General features: G+C 36.8%; 16 protein-coding genes. 7 read left to right on the top strand and 9 right to left on the bottom strand.

What is annotated here, in order from left to right:
• Window positions 1–74: 74 nt before the first annotated feature.
• The 5 genes from BMF77_RS05770 to BMF77_RS05750 form a co-directional block, all read right to left on the bottom strand.
• Entirely contained in the window at window positions 75–380 is a 306-nt protein-coding gene (locus tag BMF77_RS05770; RefSeq protein WP_148761347.1) for a phosphopantetheine-binding protein, read from the bottom strand.
• Entirely contained in the window at window positions 381–1,709 is a 1,329-nt protein-coding gene (locus BMF77_RS05765; protein ID WP_148761345.1) for a condensation domain-containing protein, read from the bottom strand.
• A gap of 146 nt (window positions 1,710–1,855) precedes the next feature.
• Entirely contained in the window at window positions 1,856–3,454 is a 1,599-nt protein-coding gene (locus BMF77_RS05760; protein ID WP_148766824.1) for a PfaD family polyunsaturated fatty acid/polyketide biosynthesis protein, read from the bottom strand.
• Between the two features lie 139 nt (window positions 3,455–3,593).
• Window positions 3,594–6,278: a PfaB family protein gene (locus tag BMF77_RS05755; protein WP_148761344.1), complete on the bottom strand. Its 2,685-nt coding sequence runs from the start codon at window positions 6,276–6,278 to the stop codon at window positions 3,594–3,596.
• Between the two features lie 114 nt (window positions 6,279–6,392).
• Entirely contained in the window at window positions 6,393–13,109 is a 6,717-nt protein-coding gene (locus BMF77_RS05750; RefSeq protein ID WP_148761342.1) for a type I polyketide synthase, read from the bottom strand.
• 897 nt (window positions 13,110–14,006) lie between these two features.
• Here BMF77_RS05750 and BMF77_RS05745 point away from each other — a divergent pair.
• From BMF77_RS05745 to BMF77_RS05730, 4 genes are all read left to right on the top strand, one after another.
• A complete protein-coding gene (locus BMF77_RS05745) occupies window positions 14,007–14,336 on the top strand; it encodes a hypothetical protein (protein ID WP_015078582.1) in 330 nt (109 codons plus the stop codon).
• A 371-nt stretch (window positions 14,337–14,707) separates the two neighbouring features.
• Window positions 14,708–15,910, top strand: a complete 1,203-nt coding sequence (locus BMF77_RS05740) for an ABC exporter membrane fusion protein (RefSeq protein ID WP_148761340.1) — start codon at window positions 14,708–14,710, stop codon at window positions 15,908–15,910.
• Between the two features lie 138 nt (window positions 15,911–16,048).
• Complete coding sequence (gene devC / locus BMF77_RS05735; protein ID WP_148761338.1) at window positions 16,049–17,224, top strand: ABC transporter permease DevC; 1,176 nt, start codon at window positions 16,049–16,051, stop codon at window positions 17,222–17,224.
• Between the two features lie 6 nt (window positions 17,225–17,230).
• The gene (locus BMF77_RS05730) at window positions 17,231–17,926 is read left to right on the top strand and encodes a DevA family ABC transporter ATP-binding protein (RefSeq protein ID WP_015078579.1); all 696 of its coding nucleotides are present in this window, start codon (window positions 17,231–17,233) and stop codon (window positions 17,924–17,926) included.
• A gap of 42 nt (window positions 17,927–17,968) precedes the next feature.
• Here BMF77_RS05730 and BMF77_RS05725 read toward each other — a convergent pair whose 3' ends face one another.
• The 4 genes from BMF77_RS05725 to BMF77_RS26550 form a co-directional block, all read right to left on the bottom strand.
• Window positions 17,969–18,739: a glucosamine-6-phosphate deaminase gene (locus BMF77_RS05725; RefSeq protein ID WP_148761336.1), complete on the bottom strand. Its 771-nt coding sequence runs from the start codon at window positions 18,737–18,739 to the stop codon at window positions 17,969–17,971.
• A gap of 244 nt (window positions 18,740–18,983) precedes the next feature.
• Window positions 18,984–19,985, bottom strand: coding sequence for a cytochrome f (gene petA / locus BMF77_RS05720; protein WP_148761334.1), 1,002 nt, complete (start codon window positions 19,983–19,985; stop codon window positions 18,984–18,986).
• 124 nt (window positions 19,986–20,109) lie between these two features.
• Window positions 20,110–20,649 (bottom strand): cytochrome b6-f complex iron-sulfur subunit, encoded by a 540-nt coding sequence (gene petC, locus BMF77_RS05715; RefSeq protein ID WP_148761332.1) that lies wholly within the window; start codon window positions 20,647–20,649, stop codon window positions 20,110–20,112.
• A 224-nt stretch (window positions 20,650–20,873) separates the two neighbouring features.
• Window positions 20,874–21,011 carry a hypothetical protein gene (locus BMF77_RS26550; RefSeq protein ID WP_210422380.1) on the bottom strand — a complete coding sequence of 46 codons (138 nt, stop codon included), beginning with the start codon at window positions 21,009–21,011 and terminating at the stop codon, window positions 20,874–20,876.
• Between the two features lie 36 nt (window positions 21,012–21,047).
• On the opposite strand from BMF77_RS26550, the gene BMF77_RS05710 reads away from it, so the two are divergent.
• The 3 genes from BMF77_RS05710 (at window position 21,048) to BMF77_RS05700 (ending at window position 24,075) form a co-directional block, all read left to right on the top strand.
• Window positions 21,048–21,356 (top strand): DUF3067 family protein, encoded by a 309-nt coding sequence (locus BMF77_RS05710; RefSeq protein WP_148761330.1) that lies wholly within the window; start codon window positions 21,048–21,050, stop codon window positions 21,354–21,356.
• A gap of 251 nt (window positions 21,357–21,607) precedes the next feature.
• Entirely contained in the window at window positions 21,608–23,893 is a 2,286-nt protein-coding gene (locus BMF77_RS05705; protein ID WP_148761328.1) for an IMS domain-containing protein, read from the top strand.
• Entirely contained in the window at window positions 23,851–24,075 is a 225-nt protein-coding gene (locus BMF77_RS05700; RefSeq protein WP_148761326.1) for a hypothetical protein, read from the top strand. Before BMF77_RS05705 ends, BMF77_RS05700 begins: the two co-directional genes overlap by 43 nt.
• The last annotated feature ends 4 nt before the right edge of the window (window positions 24,076–24,079 follow it).

The raw sequence follows: 24,079 nt of genomic DNA, 5'->3' as shown, positions 1-24,079 counted from the left end.
CTAATCTAGCGAAGTGTCCCAATAATCAAGGAGGAAAAACTGGTTTATCAGTAATTAAACAGAATTTGTAGAGGTTATATCTGGATAATTTCTGACTGGGAATTTTCTAATTCTTCAGATAATCTGAGAGAAAGTTCTTCAATGGTGGGATAATACCATAGGTGGATAAGTGATAATTTAAATCCCAAAAACTTTTCGGCTCTACTAGCGATAATTATGGTTTGTGCTGAGTCTAAACCGTAACTATCTAAAGGTTCACGAATATTTATTTCTTCTGGATTAACTCCCAGTAAAGAGGAAATTTCGGAAACTAACCAAGTTTGAATTTTAGTGGCGTTATCTTGGTTGTCGGGTAGGGAATGAGAGAGATTGTTATTCATTTATGTACCTCCTGGTATTAAGTAATGAGATGAGATATTCATGATATAATCAATGCAATTATCAACAAGTTTTTCCATGGTTTTGCGATTAAGTGCAGGTTGAGAAAAAACAAAATTTAAAGTCATTTTTTCTTGAAAAGTAGCAGCGTGAACAATAAACATTCCTGCATATAAAGCATGAGAACCAACAAAACTGATTTCTTCTATTTCTAACTCACCATAGCTATGGGGAATATTAACTTTACCAACGTTAGAAACTGAGACTGTAGCAGATACTTGATTCGGGAATAGCAAAGAAAAATTTATCAAATGTTTAGCTAGATATATCATTTGAAAAATTTCTCCTTGGTGAATTTTTTTATTGAGATTATGTTTGACTTTTCGCCCTAATTCCCAAAAAGATATATTATTAGTAATTCGATAAAATCCCATGATAGAGGCGGCTAAAACCGTCATATTTTCTTGACTAATTTCTGGTTGTAACCGTCTTCTTAAATCAAGATATGATAAACAACTAACTCGAATATTATCTTCATGGCTTTTAGTCAGTTGTTTGGAGACTGTTAACATTAATGCCGCACATAAAGCACTTTGTACTGTAGTGTTTTCTTGTCTGCATTGCTGAATAAACTGTTGTGTTGATTCTTCGCTAAGTTGTCTATGAATGATTTCGCAACGCCGTTGAGAAATGGGAACATATTTTTCTACTCCTAATGTTTTTGGTTGATTCCAATATTTTTGCAGTGCGAGATTTAATAATAAAGCAATTCTCCCTAGTTTGCCTTTAAAACTATTTGTCCATGGAGGTAATAGTTTTTCAATGGGTGGAAGTGGTTCTAACGTAGTAACTGCTGGAATGGATTTACCTCCGGTAATTTTTTGACAGTAGGTTAAAATTTCTGAATGAAGTTGGATGCTTGATAAACCGTCGGTAATAGCATGATGTGTAGTTGTAATTAGATAATTAATATTCTGCTGATTTAATATTTTTACAAGTACGACTCGTAGCAGATATTTACTACTATCAATTACCTGATTCATTTCTGTATTAACGATTGCTTCCCATTCCTGACTTTCTCTAATATTAACAACTTGCAAAGGAAGTTTTCCTGTACCTTTGGACTGATAATAGTAGGAATTTCTAGAATTAATAATATGAGCATTAAGCGCAGGATGACGATATTGAATAATATCTAAAGACTGTCTGAGAACCGTTTCTTGAATATTTCCTTGAATCCGGCTAATGGTAACTAAGTTCCATGTTTTAGCTCGTTGATTCAGGATTTCCATTGTTTCTTCTAGCTGTCCTAATTTTCTATTTATAGCCATTTTTATCACCGTTGTTGGTAGTGAGGGATTTATCCCTCACTTGCATATAAATCTAATTTGATTTGTTTATGTTGTGGGCATTATTGTATTTTGATAACGAACCACAGAGGCACAGAGATCACAGAGGAAATGCTGTATAGTGCTAACTACAAATTTTGTGGATGATATTGGCTGAATTCTTCTGGCATTTGTAAGCCTTGAATTTTTAAGTTTTGAATACGATATAAATACGCTGCACCTGTCATAATTTGATCAGCTATATCAACTACTCGACGATTATTGATATCTGCTAAGTAAGAATGACGTACCCAATTATTAAAACTTCCCATTGCTGGGCCACACCAGATTTGATAATCAATTTCTCGACCTTTTTCTCCAGTATTTGACCACCGGGAAGATAGTCCTAAATACCAGCGAAATATTAATGCCATTTTTAATTTAGGATTATTAGCTGCTTTGCTTAATTTTTCTGGGTTACGTTGGGATAAATAAGTAGATGTTTCTTGCCAAATTTCGGCAATTGTTTTTCGCAGAATTTGTTTTTCTAACTTTTCTATTTCATCTGGAGGAATTTCGGCAAAGGAATTATAATTTCTGTATAATTCCCCTAGTTTTTGAGCGCGAAGGGGGAAAAGAGTTCCCCGTTTAAGAACCTGTAATTTGACTCCCATTTCAAACATATCTGCTGCGGGTGCCATCATTACATCAGTCATTTCTGCTTCAGCTAGGAGCTTTTTTGTATATTCAGAAGTCCCAGCTTCAAGGCAAGATTGATTAATAGAACCGGTGACAATATAAGCTGCACCCATCATTAAGGCTGCTAGTGCTGATTGGGGTGTGGAAATTCCCCCAGCTACCCCAATTCTTACGGGTTGTTTATAACAATATTTACGTTGAATTTCGTCTCTTAATTCTAAGATAGAAGGTAATAAACAAACCAAGGGACGATTATCTGTATGTCCTCCTGAATCTGCTTCTACGGTAATATCATCAGCCATAGGAATCTTCGCGGCAAGATTAGCTTGCAATTCGCTAATTAATCCTTGTTCAACTAATTGGGTGAGGATTTTTGTGGGTGCAGGTTGGAGGAATTTAGTGGCAACTTCTCGACGGGAAACTTTGGCAATAATTTTATTTTTGATTTCAATGTCATTAGCTGAATTTAAACTTAGTCCAGCAGCCCGATAGTAGACGATATTATCACTCAAATCTAAGAATGCAGAGGCTTCAATTATTCTGACTTGATGCTGTAAATACAAATCAATTAAACGCCGTTCAATAGCAGGTTCGCTAGGACTATGAAGCAAGTTAAAAACATAAGATTTGTTATGCAAAGCTTGTTGAATTTTGTGAATTGCTGTTTCTATCCGGGAAGGAGATAAACCTCCTGCACCAAAGGAGCTTAAAATGTTGGCTTTTCCCAAGGTAATTACCATTTCTTCAGATGCAATACCTTGAGCCATTGCCCCAGTCATATAGGCATATTTTACGCCGTAGAACTCTAGAAAAGTTGGATCACCTAATTGATGAAATCCGATAGTAGGAACAGTTAAAAGCATTTCCAATTTCTGAGTTTTACCGTTAGCACTATATGATAAACTGCCTTCATTGCTAATACCAATTTGTCCTTCTTTATTCAGAATATAACAAGGAGAATTTAAATTCATCAGTTTACTTTTAATATTTACTGCATCAAAAGACACAGTATTTAAATCGCCTTGCCATCCTTGATAATTGTTATTCATTGAAGGAGAAAATTTGAGTTGTTGTTGATATTTGTTTTCTGAATTAACCACGTTATTTAACCTCTAATCATCAATTTAAATGTTTTGGACAGGCAAGATGCCTATCCCACAATAGATTCACAAGAATTACTCTGTATTTCTACTTTTCTTTTCTAACTTGGATCACCATTTTTTTGTACAAATCTAATTGCTGCTGGAGAAAGAGACTAAGTTGTTGAAGTGATGTTTGCCGGGACTTTAATAAAAATCCGTGTGCTTTAGCCAGCCGGACATGATGATCATTTAAACTTTTATAATTAGGGGTGGATTTTATTTTGTGTTCATAATTTAATAAGGAAGTATCTGGAAAAGATGACTGATTTTCGCAAGCATGATCTTGATCCAATTTGATGTTGGGAAAAGAATATAAAGGTGATAAATCCAATTCAACTCGATGACTAAATAGCTTAGCTAAGGCTTTAATAATGGAGGTATGATCATCTACACCTCTTCTATTTAGAGATACAGCTAGATGTTCTTTGTCTTTGAGAATTTCGCTAATCCACCGACTACAGTTACTACCAACACCAACTTCAATAAAGATTCTGATATTATCATTGTAGGCACGATTAACTAAGCGAGGAAAATCAAGTTGGTGACAAAGGGCTTTAGCAATATTTTTGCCTATTAAATTACTATCAATTTTCATGGGTGCGTATTCTGCCGCAGAGTAGAAAATTGTTTTTGAATTTCCTTGGCTAGGTAAGGTATTGACTTTTACTAATTCATCATATTCAGAGTGCATTGGTTCACAATGAATTACATGATTAATTGATGTTGGAAAAGCGTCACATTTTAATGTTTGAATAACTCTTTCACAAGCTTGAGTTTCACCAGCAATAATGACCTCTTCAGGTGTATTAATTAAAACGATATAAACCCAACTTTCATTTTTTAGAACTTCTTGGACTAGGGAAAAGGAACATATCAAAATATAGTTACTCCAAAATTCTTCGCTTTTACCTGCATGAATTAAAGGTAATCCCCAATGCTGACGAACTGCATTTTTTTGACCAGATAGCCGGGTTTTAAATAAAGGGGATGAATTCAAATAATCACTGGTACTTTTAAAGCTAGTCCAGACCCCTTGTGCTAACATCATGCTAGTTTCACCAAGGCTATATCCAAAAGCATAGGGGGACTGAATGCGAAAGTGATTTTTCAGCATTACTGTCATTAATCTCGCTAAACCAACTTCCCATTCCAGCATAGAAACTGGATCATTTATTAATTTTTGTTCTATAGTTTCTAGTTGTCTTTTTGATAATTTATTAATGCTGCGAGGATAGATAAATTTTTCAATGTCAGCGGCTCGATTATAAACGCTTTTAACGACAACATCATCATAGAGTTGAGGGAAAAGACGGAAAATATTTCGTCCCATTCCTATATAAGAAGTAAAAGAACCAGGATAAACAAAAGCAACATGACCTTTTTTTCCTTGGGGATTAACTGTAAAATAACTACCAAGAGGAGTTTGCCAATCTTTGCCAGTAGCAAAAGCAATTTTCACTCCCTGAATTGCCCTTTCAGTTTCTCGTTTTAATTCTTCTGGATGTCGTGAAAGAATTGCTAAAGCGTAAGTCGATTGTTGATATTGCTGATATTTTTGGAAATAATCACTAGCAAGTTGTGATAGAGAAGAAACATCTGTGAGACTTTGTTGAAGTGCGGTAATTTGTGTTAATAAAGAAGCACGATCATCAGCCGCAATGGGAAATAAATAATAGGACATTTCTGCTAAATATTGACTACTGCGTTCTATCTGGCTGATTTCTTCTGACAAAATTAAATGTCCATAAATATTATCTTCTTCCATTATATTTACCGCAGCTATTCTTTTAGTCGCACCAGGTTCTAAAAACCAAGGTTTTGATTCTACGGCTACATAAAAGGGGCTTCCGTGCCAAATTTCTGGCTGTTTAGGATTGAACCATTGGGGAACACCGGGAATATAACGATAATATAAACAAAGTGCGGTTTTAATGAGGCTAAATATGCCCGCAGAGGCTTGTGTATTGCCAATATTTGCTTTAACACTACCCAGGGCACAACTCAGATTTTCTGCCCCTGTCTGATAAGCCGATATTAAACCTTGAATTTCCGCTATATCTGCGTTAGGAATCCCACTAGCAACAACTTCCAAATAACTAATATCTGCGGCATTAACATCTGCTATTTGAAACGCCTCTTGACAAGCTTGCTTAACAGTTTCTGGATGATTTGGAGCATCTTTCACTACACTCAAACCATCAATGACTGCATAGATGCAATGATTTCGTTGCTTGGCTGTTTCATACAGTTGTAATACTACTGCGGCAGTACCTGCTGTTTTTATGATCCTCTGAGCTTTTTCGTCATAACTGAAAGCATATCCAGTCGGATTAATTTCTATCGGGTAATTCTTATCTATCCCGACAATTAAAACAGCTTCAACTTGTTGGGAAATTAATAATTGTTTACTGACATCCAAGGCTGATAAAAGCGAATTTTCTTCGGCAAAAAATGCTAATTCAGCAGAAATATAATTAGCTAATTTAGCAGAATTTTCTGTGGGAGAAATGATGATTAAAGCTATCTTTCTATCTGGTTGAATTTTAGCATCTTCCAGCGCAGAATTGATCACCTCTCGACTTAAAGGAGTTTGCTGATAATTTTCAGATGTAACTGAATTTTGCTTACCTTCATAAATCAGACGTTCAAACTTATTTAATGTTGGTGAACTACTCACAAAACAATCCATACCGACAATTGCTAACTTTTGATTTTGTGCAATTGATTTCATTATGATTCTCCATTTTTTTATAAACTAACCGAAACAGAGGACACAGAAAAAATATTTGCAGATAAATACACTCTTAATTCTCTCCGTGCCTCTGCGTCTCTGCGTGAAAAAAATCTAATCTTTGACTATTTGTTGAGGTAGAATTGTTCCTTTAGCACCAATCATGCGATTATAAATTTGTCCTTGATGACCATAGGTAATCACATCTGTAACCACCGATGATTCTGTCTTTGATTGCACTTCACAAGTTACATAAAATGTCTCACCAAAAGGCACTTTTGCAAATTGTTCAAAGTTCTTAATTTCTGATGGTAAACATCCAACTTGATGAAAGTGTTGTGTCCAAATCCAGAGAGAATGAATCTGGACATCTGCTATATAGGGATTGAATGTTTGCACTGGAAATTGTCCCTGTTGCTGTGCTGTGGGTTCTGGTAAGTAGCATTCAATCGTTATCTGACTAGGGCTGGTATTTAAAACTGATTTTACGCCTTGAAAGGTGACTCCATGAAATAGGCTAGAAGCATTTACTTGATATAATTCTTGATTGGTTTTGAGGAGATTTTCATCCTGATTAAAGTTCAGGTTTCCATAATTAGGAGGTGTGGGGATTTCTCGTTTGAGAATTAGATTTGTGCTGAAATGATAGCGGATTTTCCCGTCTGATGTCTTACTACTAATTTTAGCAGCAAATTCTATTTTCTGATTTTCATGTTTTGCAAGTTCTTGAATTTCTAAAACATACTCATTTGTTGAGGTTTCATCAAAAACTATGCCTTTTAAAACTTTGAAATTGGGAGAACCAAAGGCTGTAAATCCAGGATAGAGTTGTTCACAAGCATTAGTCATCCATAATAACCCACAGGTGGCAGGAAGTACGGGACGACCGAGGATAACATGATCATGTAAAAATGGGTTTTCGGCTAATGTTAATTGGCGGTTAATTCGATAGGTTTTTAACTCATTGGATAAGGTTGCAGGAACATAAATTAAGGGACTACCAATCACTAATTGAACTGTGTCTTGATTAGCGGTAGTTAGTTCATTAACTAATATTTCTGTTCCTGTCTCTACGGGAATAACTTCAATTCCTCTTTCTGCAAAAGCTTTCTTTAGTTCTGATGATACCATGCCACTTTCCCAGGGACCCCAGTTAATAGCCATGACATGACAATTGGGGTAATTATGTTTAATTAAATGGGCAGATTTGTTCAGGATTTCATTGGCTATGGCATAATCTGATTGTCCCACATTGCCATAAAATCCCACCACAGAAGAAAACAAAACTAAATATTCCAATTGACTCGCTGGTACACACCGTAGAAGATTTTCTAAACCTTTAACTTTAGCTGCATAAACATTTTCAAAATCCTGAATTGATTTTTTTTCAATGCGTTTATCAGCTAAGTTTCCTGCACCATGAATTATGCCAGTTATCGCCCCAAAACGTTCAATTACATCTGCAAGTTTTGATTCTAGTAATACTGTGTCGGTAATATCTATGCTCAGATATTCTGCTTTTCCTCCTGCTTGTTCAATGGCTTTAAGAGTATTTTGAATTTCTCGCTGTGAGGAAATTGCTTGATACTTTTTCTGTACCATTATTGGTGTTGCTTTTTCCCCTTGGGCTTGGAAATTTTCTAAAATTCGCTGTTTTAATTCTGCTTCATTTTCGCAATTTTCTGCCCAAACTGGTTCAGCTTCTGGACTGGAACGCCCTAAAAGAATAAATTTGCATTGATATTGCTGGGCGATTTTAATGACACATTGGGCTGTGATTCCTTTTGCACCACCACTAACTAGAAAAACTTGATCTTTGGTAATCTCTCTTTGAGAATTAGTAGTTGGTAATGGGCTGAAGTCTGCAATTAAAGTGACTCTTCCTTTTTTGCTATATCCTACTTCTTGAATTAATAAGTTTGAATCATGAATTTCCGCGAGGATATGTTTTACAGATGTTTCTGGATCTATTTCTGGATTTAAGTCAAGGGAACGACAAAATACATTTTCCCATTCTTGATTAATACTCTTGCTAAGTCCGAATAATCCTCCGGAAATTGCACTAAAATCATGGGTTTCTCCTAATCCAAATTCACCATCTAAACGCGCAACGTTAATAAAACAACTGCGGCCAAATTTTGCGGCTTCGTTGAGTGGTTCTTTCAGGTATTTAGCGATTAGGAAGACGTGACGCAGAATGGATTTATCTATGTCTAATGGTGTTGCTGGGTGGAGATGAATAAATGCAGCTACAGTACCATAATTATCAGCAATCTGTTCTAACTGTTGTTGTAAATTTTCTTCATTCCAATCAGTTAAAACTACTCTATTGATTCCTTTATGAATATTTGAATCAATTCCAGGGAAACTTAAAACTACAGTTTTCCAACCTTTAGCTGTCAAACTTTCTGCTAATTTTTCAGTAGCAGAAGAACCATCATCAGTTATTAATACAATGTGGTTTTCAGGAAGAGAAAATTCTAAACTATCAGGTGTGGGAAGTTGCTGTAATTTGGCAATACTGCGGCGGATATTTGGCAGAAATGTGGTTGTTGTGATCTCTACTATTTCTTCAGTCAATAAATTAGAAATTCCCTGGGCTTGTTGCTGCATATAAGTGGCAATTTCGGACAAAGTTCTCAATTCTCCAATTTCTTCGAGGTTGGGTTTAGGTAAATCGGGATATAGTTCTAATAAACCTCCTAAAATTTCTACCCGTTTGATAGAATCAATTCCCAAATCTGCTTCCATATCCATTGACAGTTCTAACATTTCTACTGGGTAGCCTGTTTTATCACTGACAACTGTTAACAGAATATCGCTTAAATCTGCGGGAATTTCTACTTCTACTTTTTGTTCTTCAATTTCAGGTGTGGATGTTATTAATTCCGGTTGAGGAACTTCTACTAATACCTCTGTGGTAATAATTGCGGTTGATGTTTCTATCTGTTGATTTAAGATATCTGAAACTAAAGTTTGCATATATTCGGCAATTTGTTCCAAAGTTCTTAATTGTCCCAGTTCTTCGGGGTTGGGTTTAGGTAAATCGGGATATATTTCTAATAAACCTCCTAAAATTTCGACTCGTTTGATAGAATCAATTCCTAAATCTGCTTCCATATCCATTGACAGTTCTAACATTTCTACTGGGTAGCCTGTTTTATCACTGACAACGTTTAGTAGAGTTTGACTAAGGGTAGCTTTATCTATATTTGGGATGATTTTTTCTTCACGCAGAGGCGCGGAGGCACAGAGAGGAAGAGCTGGAGATAAGTCTGTTTTTTCATCATTTTCTAAGTCTTGTTGAATTTGGGGAGAAAAAGTGGGTTGAGGATGATTTACATAATTGATGACTTTATTTTCTGAAGTCAGTAAATGAAAATGTTTTTGCAGAAGTTGAAAGTAATTTTGGGTATATTCATGTTGATATTTGAGATATTGTTCATGAATGCGGAGGGTATCACCTTGATGATCATGAAACCGCATCATGTTCTGTTCAGAATTGGAAATTGCTAATTGCTGAGTTTGAGATTGATGTTCTGTAGGTTCATTATTTCCCAATAATGAATACTGCTGCTGCATTAATTGAGAAAATGTCTTTGTGTATTCTGTTTGATTTTGCAAAGATTGTTCATGAACATGGATAATATCCCGTTGTTGCTGGCTAAATTCTGTGATGAAATTTTCTAAGCTGTGAATAACTTTTTCAGAATTTTGAGGGTGAATTTCTACTTGTTCTAATTTACCGTTGAGTGAAGTTGGAGGCTTTTCGTTACCCTGTGGTTGATGATTTTCGTTAATTGTTGGTTGGGAAGATATCACCCCTACATGATGACCATTTTCTAAGGCTTTCGCAAAGGCTTTTTGAGTTCTTTCGGTAATATTGGTACTATTTAACCGCACATTCAAAACTTTTTGTTGAGGAATTTCGGGAATTTTAGTTACGACTTGATAGGGATCTAAATTTTGCAAAGATAACCCAGCTACCTGCAATTGAACTATGGCTTGTCGAAGAGTTTTGTCGCTATTTTTGGTATGATTTGCATTTACAGCTATAGCTATATGGGGTTGATCATTTAAAATCTCTTTTACCAAATTGGTAAGCACATTTTTAGGACCAAATTCCACAAAACAATAACCACCAGCAGCATAAATATTTTCAATTTCCTGCTGAAATAATACCTGATTGAACAATTGTTCTTTGAGGATTTTTTGGATAGCGTGGGGTTCTTGAGGATAACAGCCACCTGTAACATTAGTATAAACGGGAATTTGTGCTTCGTTGAAATTTACTTTTTCAACAGCTTGGGCAAAAGGTTTTTGAGCATGAGATACTAATGGTGTATGAAATGCGGCGGAAACTCCTAATAAAAAAGTAGTAAAGCCTTGTTTTTTGAGAATATCTTGGACTTGACTAATTTCCTCTTTCTTCCCAGCTAATACTATTTGGTGCTGAGAATTTTTATTAGCAACTGCTACCTGGGGAAACTTTTTAATTACTGCCGTTATCTGCTGAATATCTCCTTTAACAGCTAACATTCCTCCAGCATCAAAATTGGGATTTGCTGGTGCAGCCATAGCTTGTCCTCTAGCTTTTGCTAAGAACAAATAATCTTCTTCATTTAATACACCTGCAACCCACAAAGCTGTTAATTCACCAAAGCTATGACCAGCAACAAAATCAGGTTTAAATCCAGCTTGTTGCAAAATTTTATATAAACCCGCACTAAATACTCCAATTGCTGGTTGTGCATATTCAGTTTTTTGCAACGTTGCTAACTGAACTTGCTTTTGTGCTTCATCAAAAACAGGCTGAGGAAATACTACCGTTGACAAGGGCTGTAACCCGTCCTCACACAAAAGGCTATCCATGTGCGTATAGGTTTGGCGCAAGCAGGGAAAATTCATCACCAACTCCCGCCCCATTTCTAAGTATTGTGAACCTTGTCCAGAAAACAAAGCCACTACTTTACCTGTCGGATTTATCCCCTTTTGACGGTAGTAAATCCCTTGAGGATGTTCCCAGGATTCGGCTTCAGGCTTCTGTTTTAGCCCTGCAATCGCAATTTTTAGTAATTCCTCAGCTTGCGCTAAATCATTAGCTACAAAGCCCATTCTGGCATAATTAACGGGAATTTTCCTGGTTTGAGAATCAGTAATTAATTGTTGATAGTGTCTTTCTTTACCCTCAATCTGTAATTGTTGCTGGATTTGTTGACAACGAGATAACAACTCTGAAGGGGTGGGGGCAAATAGCAGTAAGGATTCTGGCCTATGGTGTAAACGGTAAGGGTGATGATGTTCATGCTCGTATTCTTCCAGGACAACGTGATAATTTGTACCACCAAAGCCAAAAGCACTGACTCCTGCCCTTCTTGGTTGGGTAGGATGACTTACCCAAGGTCTAGTTTCCGTATTTAAATAAAATGGGGAGTTCTCAATATTCAGTTTAGGATGGGGTTTACTGACATTAATCGTCGGTGGTAAGACTTTGTGGTGCAACGCTAAAGCCGCTTTGATGAGACTAGCTGCACCAGCCGCCGCCTTAGTATGTCCAATTTGAGATTTGACAGTTCCCAAAGCAATATGCTGTTTTTTCGGGTTATTTTCGCTAAAAACGCTGGTAATAGATGTAAATTCTGTAGGATCTCCTACCATCGTTCCCGTGCCATGTGCTTCGATTAATCCTACACTAGCAGGAGAAACACCTGCATCTATATAGGCACGAACCAAAGAGCTGATTTGTCCTTCTGCACGAGGTGCGTAAATACTTTTATACTTGCCATCGCTAGAACTGCCCATCCCTTTAATGACTGCATAGATGCGATCGCCATCTCGTTGGGCATCTTCTAGGCGTTTAAGTACCAGCATTCCCACGCCTTCTCCTAATAGCATTCCATCTGCATTAGTATCAAAGGGTCTTACCTTTTCTCCAGGGGAAACAGCAGGGGTTTTACTGAAGCACATATAGGCGAAAATTGAGTTATCCGTATCCACCCCGCCAGTTATCATCATGTCGGCGCGATGTTCTACTAACTCGCTAATAGCCATTCTTAATGCACCTAGCGAACTCGCGCAGGCTGCATCCACTACGCAATTCATTCCGCCCAAATCCAGACGGTTGGCGATACGTCCAGAAATCACATTAGCTAACATTCCGGGGAAGGCATTTTCGTCCCATTGCACATATCCACTTTTGAGTTTTTCAATAATTTTCTGGCTATCTTCATCTGATAAACCACTATTTTTGAGAACTTTTTTCCAAAGTGGATCTTGCAATCTTGCACCTAAAGGAACAGCCAATTGTCTACCAATTGCTACTCCTAATATTACTCCTGTTCGTTCGTGATTAAATTGGCGAGATGTCCCATAACCAGCATCTTCTAATGCCTCTTTTGCCACTACCAAACCGAGTAATTGAGAAATATCTGTCACCTCCAAAATATTAGGAGGTAAGCCAAATTCCATGGGATTAAAATCAATATCTGGTAAAAAACCACCCCGTTTACAATAGGTTTTATCCGGTGTTTTGGGATCTGGATCATAATAATCATCTATTTGCCAACGGGAAGCCGGAACATCAGTAATACAATCCACTTTCTGAATAATATTTTCCCAGTATTCCTGTAAATTCTTCGCCTGGGGAAAAATAGAAGCCATCCCAACAATTGCTACATTAGTTGTTCGCAATTTAGCATTAATTTCATTTTTCATCTCTGTGGTATCAGGCATATTTTTTTTAACCTTTATCATCTTGAGTACAGACTTTTCACAGTTACTAATTTCAGATTGCAACTGTGCAAAAGCAGCTTCAAATTTGGAAGCAGCCATGATCATATTTCCCTCTTTTGATCGAGCAATATAGAGGTGAACAGCAGCTTGTTTTTTGACTAAATTAAACTAAGCTAGAATTGATTTTCATTCTTAACAGTATTGAAATCTGAACTCGACATAAATTATTGATAAATATTGTGGCGATTAAATATGAAATAGTCTGATTAATCCTCCAGACTATAAATTAAATTTTCGCCTATATTAATCTGAGTTTGGTGACAACCCTATTGCAACTCATAAGCAACTTACGTGCAACTTTATAAAAGTCTTGCAGATGTAAAATTGATAGAGTCGTCGCAGAAATATCTTTGCTTATCCAATACACTAATTATTATCTAAGTTTTAGCCATTTTGACTAAAGTTGCATAGAGATTGCATATTATTAGTTCCAACTTATTGAAAACTTTATTTTACAATAACTAAGAATAACAAATTCTCTGGATAGAAATAGAATGTGCAATATGTAATTATTGTTCATTAGTTTCTAATGCTAAATAGTTATTTTTTACATCTATCTCCAGAAATATCTTTTCACCTTTGTAAAATAGATCACTATTAAATATATCTCAGGAGTTAAAAATATATTTTTTCATCAACTTAACTCCTAAATTTGAGATAATGCAAAATTAGTAATCCTCTATTTAAAGAATTAAAAATTTGAGGCTTGCGATTTTTACAAATCCCAGATAGTGCGATAAACAAGGTTCTATGAAACAATCTGTTGCATATAGGTTGAAATTCCCAAAAAATAAGTTTACTCTAAATTATTAAATCAGGGAAATTTAGACTGTGAATTTCAAACAGTCTTCGAGCATAAAATTAGTCAATTAAACGTTATTGCATTATTTGGCTTCTGCAATATTGGAATTACAAAAACTACAAGGAATTGCTGGCATGAGACTATCTGAATTAGATCCACTCATCCCGCTGAATGAGTTACGAGAACAACTCCTAAAATTACCAAAAGGTTACTCATTTCATGAAGATGAATTAGTAGATTTTCTATCACGGAGAAGATGGCCTGAAAGCAATCGTCGAATTGATAGAACCACATTCTGGCGGTGGCGGAATGACAACGCTATTGAACATCAAAAAATCTTCAGTCGCTTGGATCTTCTCAAACTTTGTCAAATTTGTGATCATTATCGAGTAGACGGAACCCGCAGCGAATATTTGGCAATCATGCGGAAGAAAAAAGAGAAAGAGGTTGTGTTAAATAAATAAAATTTTGATCATGGTAATTGGTAATAGTCAGCAACTAATTACCAATTACCTGGCAGAATTTTAGTATTTAAGTATTTTATGTAACTTTCCATTTAGTCAACCAAAGTAAAGAATTTTTGATTAGCTGTATTTTGTTGGATATTAAGGTTATCAATTAATCCAGTTCAGTTAATTATGTAGGTTGGGTTGACGGCAGGAAACCCAACAAAATGATTGATAATGTTGGGTGGTGCTGTCACTTAACCCAACCTACTTTTTTCTTAACTGAACCAGATAAGGTTATCAAGAGATGCTATCAAGTGTAATGGCTTTTCTGTCTCTAATTTAGAGTCAGAAATATTGTCATATTTCCTAATTTAAAAGACAAAATTATGGTACACAAAGAAAAGCACTCATTCACAAAACCTATGAGTTTGTGGCCGATAATGTTAGGAAGTGCTGGAGTTATAGCTACTAGCATAATATCTATCTATAGCCTTTCATATTTTCAGAAAACGTCTAAATCATCCCCGACCATATCTTCTATTTCTCCCATTTCAGCCCCTACTATTACTGCTGTTGCTGCTTTAGGGCGTTTAGAACCCCAAGGAGAAGTAATTCGTCTCTCCGCACCTAATTCTCAAACAGGGATAAGAGTTAATCAACTCCTAGTTAAAAAAGGAGATAAAATTCGTCAAGGACAATTAGTAGCAATTCTTGATAATTATATACCTAATCTTGCAGCTTTAGAAAAAGCAAACCGACAAGTAGAAGTTAGTCAAGCGAATCTTCAACAAGTAGAAGCAGGGGCAAAAGGAGGGGATATTTCAGCCCAAAAAGCCACAATTTCTCGTTTAGAAGCTGATTTACGAGGATCAGTTTCTACTCAAAAAGCTACAATTTCTCGTTTAGAAGCTGAACTAAAAAATTCAGAAACCGAAAATCAACGCTATCAGAAATTATATCAAGATGGTGCTATTTCTGCTTCTGATGCAGATACTAAAAGATTACGCCGGGATACTGTGCAAGAACAACTTAATGAAGCTAATGCTAGTCTAAAACGAACTATAGAAACTTTGCAAAAACAGTTAACTGAATCTCAAGCTAGACTTAATAGTATTGCAGAAATTCGCCCCACAGATGTGCAACTAGCTCAAGCAAATGTAAAAAGTGCTATAGCATCTGTTCAACAAGCTCAAGCCGAGCTAAATTTAAGTTCTATCCGTTCCCCTATTGATGCTCAAGTTCTAAAAATTAATACTTGGCCAGGAGAAATAATTGGCAATAAAGGCATAGTAGAACTAGGACAAACTCAACAAATGTATGTAGTTGCAGAAGTCTACGAAACTGATATTAAAAAAGTTCGTTTAGGTCAATCAGTAACTATCACCAGTGAGGCTTTTAGCGGAAAATTAAAGGGAACTGTCGCAGATATTGGTTTACAAATTGGTAGACAAAATATCTTCAATACTAATCCCGGTTCAGATACAGATAACAAAATAGTTGATGTGAAAATTCGCATTGACAACTCGGCAGATAATCAACGAGTTTCTAGTTTAACTAATTTACAGGTACAGGCACTTATTAAAATATAACAAAGTCTGAACTATGATTTGTCTGATTAATTTGATTTGGATGATTTATATAGCGGTATGCACTTGAATGAGATACATCATAGTCCCCTCCTCGCTTGCGGGGTGGGGTGCATTTATATAAGGAATAGGAGGTAAAACATGATTTTAAATATACCTTTGCCTTGGCTACAATTGATAAAACAAAAAGTGCGCTTTTTTGTAGCATTGGCTGGGATTGCTTTTATTTCTGTGTTGATGTTTATGCAAATTGGGTTTCAAGATGCTCTTTATTCTAGTGCTACTCAAGTCCATAAACACCTGCGAGGTGATTTGTTTTTAATTAGTTCCCAATATAAATCTTTGACTTCTACTCAAAGCTTTCCTCGTAGTCGTTTATATCAAATATTAGGTTTTAACGGCATAGAATCTGTTGAACCTTTATATGTCCAATTTGCTAAACTCAAAAATCCCATTAATGGCCGCAAATATCCTATTTACATTCTAGGATTTGATCCGGTAAAATCTATCTTTAGATTACCAGAAGTAGATCAAGATTTTCAATTACTAAAAATTCCTGATCAAGTATTTTTTGACCGCGCAGCCCGGCCAGAATTTGGACCAATTGCTGAATATTTTCAAAAAAATCAACCTATAGGTATGGAAATATTTAGTTATTTGGGAACTATTGGTTATAAGGTTAAAGTTAGTGGTTTATTTACTCTTGGGCCTTCCTTTGGTGTGGATGGTAATTTAATAGTCAGTTCTTCTACTTTTTTTAAGATATTTCCAGAACATAGATCAAATCAAATAGATATAGGCTTAATTCATCTAAAACCTAATGTTAACCCCCAAACAATTCTCACAACTTTATCTAATAGTTTACCAAAAGATGTCACAGTAATGACACGCCAAGAATTTATTGACTTTGAAAAAAGCTATTGGACATTAAGAACACCAATTGGATTTGTATTTAATTTAATGGTAATGATGGGTTTTGTGGTTGGTGTAATTGTTGTTTATCAAATCCTTTATAGTAATATATCAACTCATTTTGTCCAATTTGCGACACTTAAAGCTATGGGATTTAGAAATAAATATCTTTTAAATGTCGTATTTCAGCAAGCTATAATTTTAGCTGTCTTGGGTTTTATTCCCGGTTTTGCTATCTCTCTAGGACTATATGATATTGCTAAAGATGCAACTAAATTACCAATTGTTATGGATTTAAGTAAGGGATTATTAGTATTCACTTCTGTGATTATTATGTGCTTAACTTCTGGTTTCTTTTCTACCAATAAACTCCGTAAAGTAGATCCAGCAGAAATCTTTAATTAACTAATAATGCAATATTTACCTGATGCCAATATTTTGAAAATCACAAATCTTAATCATTACTTTGGTCATAGTAAATTACGAACTCAAACTTTGTTTGATATTAATTTAACTATCAAAGCTGGAGAAATTGTGATTATGACTGGACCATCTGGTTCAGGAAAAACTACTTTATTAACATTAATTGGCGGTTTGCGTTCTGTTCAAGAGGGAAGTTTAAAATTTAATGGACAGGAATTATTAGGTGCTAGTAATGAAGAATTAGTCCAGGTACGGCGACAAATTGGCTATATTTTTCAAGCTCATAATTTACTAGATTTCCTCACAGCTATGCAAAATGTGCAAATGTCTTTGGAATTACAACGCAATATTTCTCAATGGGAATCTTATATCCAATCAGAAACAATGCTCCAGGCTGTGAAATTGGGAGATAGAATTAATTATTATCCCTCCGATCTTTCCGGGGGACAAAAGCAACGAGTAGCCATTGCGCGGGCTTTGGTGAGTCATCCTAAGTTAGTCTTAGCTGATGAACCTACGGCGGCTTTAGATAGTAAATCAGGAAGAGATGTGGTTAATTTAATGCAGCAATTAGCAAAAGAACAAGATTGCACCATTTTAATTGTTACCCACGATAACCGAATTTTAGATATTGCTGACAGAATCATTAATATGGAAGATGGTTATTTAATCCAACATGATTGATTTATTTAGATCCCCGACTTCTTGAAGCAGTCGGGGATCTAGTTATAGTAAACTAGCAGAATTAACATCTAAAAATAAAGTAGCTTGGGGTTGTTGACGTAAAATAGAAGCTGGACAATTAGTAGTAATATTTCCTGTTAACAGAGTTTTAACTACTTGGGCTTTTCTGGTTGCTGGTGCTAAACAAATTATTTTTTTAGCATGACAAATCATGGAAATAGTCACAGTAAATGCGTATTGAGGAACATCTGCTAAATTGGCAAAATATGCTGTATTTACTTGTTGTTGACGGTTAACATCATCCAGTTTGACAAGTTTAACTTTAGCAGGATCTTGAAAATCTGCCACCGCTGGATCATTAAATGCTAAATGTCCATTTTCCCCAATACCTAAAAAACATAGGTCAATAGGTTGATTTTCTAAGAGTCGAGTATAGCGATCGCACTCAGCTATTGGTTGTAATGTATCCCCTGCTATATAATAAAATTGTTGGGGACACACCTTTTCTTCGACCCGTTCCCGCAAATAACGACGAAAACTAGCAGGATGATCGGATGTAATTCCCAAATATTCATCTAAATGAAATAAAATTATCCGTGACCAATCTATTCCCTCTAAAGCAATTAAAGCCTCCAAAAATCGAATTTGGGAATTTCCTGTAGCTAATAAAATCGCAACTGTATCCTGTTTATCAAGCAGATTTTGTAAATATTGATGTGTGATTTTAGCCACACTTTCTGACATTTCCATTTCAGAAGCATAAACCTCTACCAATAGATGATCAACATAAAAAGATTTGCTAGGTTCTATCATTTGTTTACTCCCAATTACTAATTATCAATTATAAAAAAAGACAGGCAAAAAGCCTGTCAAATAGCTGATGATTTAGCAAAGAATTTGTCAGTATCCTCAACCCTGATTGTTGTAATCAATCAAATCAATCAAATCAATCACACAAATCATAGTTATGATTTAGAAATTCATTTCCGCAGCTTGAACCCTGATTGTTGTAATCAATCAAATCAATCAAATCAATCACACAAATCATAGTTATGATTTAGAAATTCATTTCCGCAGCTTGAACTTTTTCTACTTGTTTCTTCTTGAGAACTAGCATTACTTGTGCCAACATCACCAAACAGATAAAAGCAACCAACCATGTAACTCTAGAAGAATCTTGCAAAACAATTTCTGCATCTTTTTGACCAAAACCACCAACATTGGGGTTGTTAGTCAAAGCATCACTAATTCCAACTACTTGTCCCTCAGTGACAATTAGTTCAGGACCAGCAGGAACTGTATCTGTAACAACATCACCAGTTGCAGTTGTGATACTAATTAGATTCTTAACGTTACCGTCCTCATCTTCTGTTTTAGCAATTTTGCTAATTGTACCGGCAGCAGAAGCGTTGAATGCGTTATTATTGCTCTTTTCACCTGTGGGGTAAACTTGTCCACGGCCACGATTACCGCCTACATGAACAGAGTATTTGCCAAAGTGGATATTTTTGTCTGTAGCGGGGTTAGGAGAAAGAATAGGGAAGACAATTTCTTGATATTCTTCACCAGGTAATGGACCAACAATGACAACATTATCTGTACTGTCGTTGTAAGGAGTGAATGTCATATCACCCACTTCTGCCTTGAGTTCTTCAGAAATGCGATCTTCTGGGGCAATCTTGAAGCCTTGAGGCAACATTAATACAGCACCAACATTTAAGCCCACCTTAGAACCATCAGCACCCACTTGTTGCACAGTGGCATCGTAGGGAATCTTGACAACGGCTTTAAATACAGTGTCAGGAAGCACAGATTGAGGAATTTCCACTTCTGTGGGTTTAGCTGCTAGGTGACAGTTAGCGCAAACAATTCGACCCGTTGCTTCGCGGGGGGTTGCAGGAGCGGTTTCTTGCGCCCAGAAAGGATAGGCAGCAGCAGTTTGTGGGACGGCTATATCGCTAGTGAAGAAAAAAGTCACAGTAGCGATCGCTATAAGCAATGTATTAACCATTGCTTTAGCAGTGCGAGTTAACCTCGCAGGTGTAAGGGCATTTCTCATCTCTATAAAGTCATTTGTCAGTGGTTAGTTGTCAGTTGTCAGTTGTCATTGGTCAGTAGTCAGTAGTCAAGAGTTGATTAAAAGCCCTAGATTGTTGACTTGAGACTAATAACTTTTGCACTATTTAAGCCCACCAAGCGGCATCCCCAGTGCGGAAATCGGTTTCCGTCCAAGGTGTTAACAGAATTTTGTCGTCTGCCACTTTGGCATGGGCTAGAGGCAAGGATTTTGGTGCAGGACCGCGAATTACTTTACCAGTAGCGTCATATTGTGAACCATGACAAGGGCATTTAAACTTATTTTCAGCCACATTCCAAGGGACAACACAACCTAAGTGGGTACAAATAGCATTAATCCCGTAGTCAGCGATCGCTTCTTTACTTTCCACTACAATATAGGTAGGATCTCCCTTGAGTCCTTGTACCAAACTGCGACCGCCCACATTATGGCTGTCTAGAAATTGACTAACACTAACATCATTACCCAATTCATTCTTGGCTACTGTACCGCCACCAGCACCACCGCTAGCAGGAGGAATAAAGTAGCTAACAACAGGGTACAATGCACCCAACGCCACCCCGGTAACAGTCCCAAAAGTGAGTAGGTTCATAAACTGACGACGACCCATATCGGGAACATCTGCTGATTCAGAAAATTGAGCCATAATCTCCGCGCTGTTTGTGTAATTTATTAATCATTTTGACAAGAGTACCAGCACAAGAGCCACTCTTATCTGAATCGAAATCATAACGCTCACAGCGATACCCTAATTCTCAGTTGCAAGACATAGTGAGCATCTTTATCTGTTAGCATTACATTTCTTTATATCCTTATCATACTGGAGTCACGGAACTTAATATCATAACTAAATGTAAAATCTAGATAAGCTCAGGGAACAGGGAACAGGGAACAGGGAACAGAAGGAAACTTCTTAACAACGGACAACTGTACGGGCGAAGCATTTGGAGAACTATTTTTGGCAATGATCGATAATTTATCTTCCAAATGCTTCGCCCCTACTGACAACTGACAACTGACAACTGACAACTGACCAAAATTGCTATGACCGGAAAGGAATTACGCCAACTGTTGATTGATAAATGGGGACAACCTTATGATGTCCAGTTTCGCCGCACCCAGGGCAAAATATTTCTACAAATCATGTGGAAATATTTTGGACAGGCCTCTTTCCCTTTAAGCGAAACAGATTACCAAGATCATCTTGACAGCATTGCTAATTATCTCAATGCCTTAGGGGGAGTACAACAAGTGCAAACTTTCATTCTAGAAACCAAAGAGCGTCCCCGTCTTGGTAAAGCAGTTAGCATCCCCCTTGACTTAGGTGAACGCGCTTCAGAATGGATTGTTTAAAAATTAGGCAATAGGTAATAAGGTGTTACTCCTAACTCCTGACTCCCAACTCCATAACCTTAAACTGAAGATATAAAAAAATTAACGGAAATGACTAATATATCTGTTACTATCTACACTTATTGTACTAGGTCAACACGGTATTAATCAAGCTATGATTATGGGACGGTTTTAGAAGCCTGGAACGCTCTGGGTAAATTATGTTAATTTTTACGAGATGCTACGAGAACACAGTGCAGGGGACGTAAGCTGTGCGAATTCCGCTTGATTATTACCGAATTCTAGGATTACCGTTGGCGGCAAATGAGGAACAATTGCGACAGGCATACAGCGATCGCATTGTCCAATTGCCCCGACGGGAATATTCGACTACATCTATATCTTCTCGCAAGAAGCTGATTGAAGAAGCTTATATGGTTTTATTAGATACCGACGAGCGCAAAGCCTACGATCAGCTTTATCTAGCTCACGTTTATACTCCTAACAAAACTGCTGATCAAGTTCCACAACAAACCCTAACAGATAATAACTCCAAAGATCAAGATGCTCAAAGTCTCAGCATTGAAATCACCCCAGAGCGATTAGTTGGCTCTTTGTTAATCCTCCAAGAACTAGGAGAATATGAATTAGTATTAAAACTTGGTCGCCCGTACCTAGTTAATAAACCTAGTTCAGTTAGTCTTAAAACAGGTCATCGTGCTACCCAAATAGAAATTCCCGAAAACTCTGACTTACCAGATATTATCCTCACCGTCTCCCTAGCTTGCCTAGAACTAGGACGGGAAGAATGGCAACAAGGTCACTATGAAAATGCCGCCGTATCCTTAGAAACAGGTGAAGAATTATTAGCACGAGAAGGCTTATTTCCCTGCGTCCGCGCTGAAATGACCGCTGATCTTTACAAACTGCGTCCCTACCGCATCTTGGAACTATTAGCACTACCACAAACACAAATTCCCAAACGTCGGCAAGGATTAGAATTATTACAAAGTATCTTAGAAGATCGTGGCGGTATTGATGGTACAGGCAACGATCAATCAGGATTAAATATAGATGACTTTTTACGATTTATCCAACAAATTCGCCATTATTTAACAGTCGCAGAACAGCATAAACTCTTTGAATTAGAAAGTAAACGCCCCTCAGCCGTGGCCACATATTTAGCAGTATACTCCCTAATCGCCAGAGGTTTTGCCCAACGCCAACCAGCATTAATTCGCCAAGCCAAGCAAATGTTAATGCAATTAGGCAAACGCCAAGACGTGCATTTAGAACAATCGCTTTGTGCTTTGCTAATGGGACAAACCGAAGAAGCCACCCGTGTTTTAGAACTAAGTCAAGAATATGAAGCCTTAGCTTTTATTCGGGAAAAATCCCAAGACTCACCAGACCTATTACCAGGACTGTGTTTATATAGTGAACAATGGTTACAGCAAGAAGTATTTCCCCATTTTCGGGATTTAGCAAAACAGCAAGCCTCTTTAAAAGATTACTTTGCCGATAGACAAGTACAAGCTTATCTAGAATCTTTACCTACCGATGCCCAAATTACTAATGAATGGTCAGTAATTAATCATCAATCCTTTCCCCAACCAGATATTAATAATTCTCGTTACCATACTAATAACACCACACAAACACCGCAACATCATCAACCCGTCAATCCTGAGTTACCACAAACCCAGCCTCGACCTCAACCTGAATCTACCCAAGTTTCCATACCGAGATGGAATCATCCACCAACAAATGCAAATGCGGGAAATCAAACATCACAAATACCCTCAACAGCAGCAACCCCGAACCTAATACCACATCAAACCAATGGTACTCCGACCACAGCAACAAACCACCAACCCCCCAAACGCAGAAGACGTAAACCTACTGCTAATAACCTTTCCCAGCGATTCATCCAGTCTCAAACTAATTTTCTCAGTAGTCTAGATCCAAAAACACGCTTAGTTTGGCTAGTTTTCTTCTCATTGGGAGGAGTATTAATTTTTTCGTTATTAGTATCAACAACTTTTGGCTTGGTCAAAAATATCTTCTTTCCCAGTGCATCATTACAGGGAGAACAGTTAGCAATACAACTGAATCAACCACCAATTACCATTCCTGACCCCAACAGCGAACCTGAATCAAGCACCGAAGAACTGACCAAGGAGACAGCAAAAGAAGTAATTGAAACTTGGTTATCTGCCAAAACCTCAGCTTTAGGGCAAAAACATGAGATTGATGGTTTAAAGGAAATTTTAACAGGTGTAGTTTTATCACAATGGCAGTCAGTAGCCCAGCAAGAACAAGAAGAGAAACGCTATCGCCAATATAAACATAATCTAGAAATAGTAGCTGTTTCTAAAAAAGGTACAGATAAAGATTATGTATCTGTAGACGCTAAGGTACAAGAAGTTACCCAGTTCTATCAGAATAGTCAGCAGAAAAAGTCTTCTAATGAAAACTTGCGCGTTCGCTATGATTTGGTTCGCAAAGACGGTAAATGGCTGATTCAGCGAATGTCAGTAATTCAGAATTTTTTGTAATTGGTCAGTTGTTAGTAGGGGCGAAGCATTTGGAAGATAAATTATCGGTCATTCCAAAAAATAGTTCTCCAAATGCTTCGCCCGTACAGTTGTTCGTTGTTAAATCTACTCTTTTCCATGTTCCCTGCCCTCAATGTCATCAAACCTTGACAGTAATCCTCTATCTGAGATCACTATATTAAGATT

Source organism: Dolichospermum sp. UHCC 0315A, from assembly GCF_008121535.1.
In the GTDB taxonomy this organism is placed as follows: domain Bacteria; phylum Cyanobacteriota; class Cyanobacteriia; order Cyanobacteriales; family Nostocaceae; genus Dolichospermum; species Dolichospermum lemmermannii.
This window is presented reverse-complemented; position numbering and strand designations above follow the sequence as displayed.

Excerpts from the sequence above, each read along its gene's own strand:
- BMF77_RS05770 (WP_148761347.1), bottom strand. The coding sequence starts at position 380 with ATGAATAACAATCTCTCTCATTCCCTACCCGACAACCAAGATAACGCC.
- BMF77_RS05765 (WP_148761345.1), bottom strand. The coding sequence starts at position 1,709 with ATGGCTATAAATAGAAAATTAGGACAGCTAGAAGAAACAATGGAAATC.
- BMF77_RS05760 (WP_148766824.1), bottom strand. The coding sequence starts at position 3,454 with ATGAATAACAATTATCAAGGATGGCAAGGCGATTTAAATACTGTGTCT.
- BMF77_RS05755 (WP_148761344.1), bottom strand. The coding sequence starts at position 6,278 with ATGAAATCAATTGCACAAAATCAAAAGTTAGCAATTGTCGGTATGGAT.
- BMF77_RS05750 (WP_148761342.1), bottom strand. The coding sequence starts at position 13,109 with ATGGCTGCTTCCAAATTTGAAGCTGCTTTTGCACAGTTGCAATCTGAA.
- BMF77_RS05745 (WP_015078582.1), top strand. The coding sequence starts at position 14,007 with ATGAGACTATCTGAATTAGATCCACTCATCCCGCTGAATGAGTTACGA.
- BMF77_RS05740 (WP_148761340.1), top strand. The coding sequence starts at position 14,708 with ATGGTACACAAAGAAAAGCACTCATTCACAAAACCTATGAGTTTGTGG.
- devC (WP_148761338.1), top strand. The coding sequence starts at position 16,049 with ATGATTTTAAATATACCTTTGCCTTGGCTACAATTGATAAAACAAAAA.
- BMF77_RS05730 (WP_015078579.1), top strand. The coding sequence starts at position 17,231 with ATGCAATATTTACCTGATGCCAATATTTTGAAAATCACAAATCTTAAT.
- BMF77_RS05725 (WP_148761336.1), bottom strand. The coding sequence starts at position 18,739 with ATGATAGAACCTAGCAAATCTTTTTATGTTGATCATCTATTGGTAGAG.
- petA (WP_148761334.1), bottom strand. The coding sequence starts at position 19,985 with ATGAGAAATGCCCTTACACCTGCGAGGTTAACTCGCACTGCTAAAGCA.
- petC (WP_148761332.1), bottom strand. The coding sequence starts at position 20,649 with ATGGCTCAATTTTCTGAATCAGCAGATGTTCCCGATATGGGTCGTCGT.
- BMF77_RS05710 (WP_148761330.1), top strand. The coding sequence starts at position 21,048 with ATGACCGGAAAGGAATTACGCCAACTGTTGATTGATAAATGGGGACAA.
- BMF77_RS05700 (WP_148761326.1), top strand. The coding sequence starts at position 23,851 with ATGGCTGATTCAGCGAATGTCAGTAATTCAGAATTTTTTGTAATTGGT.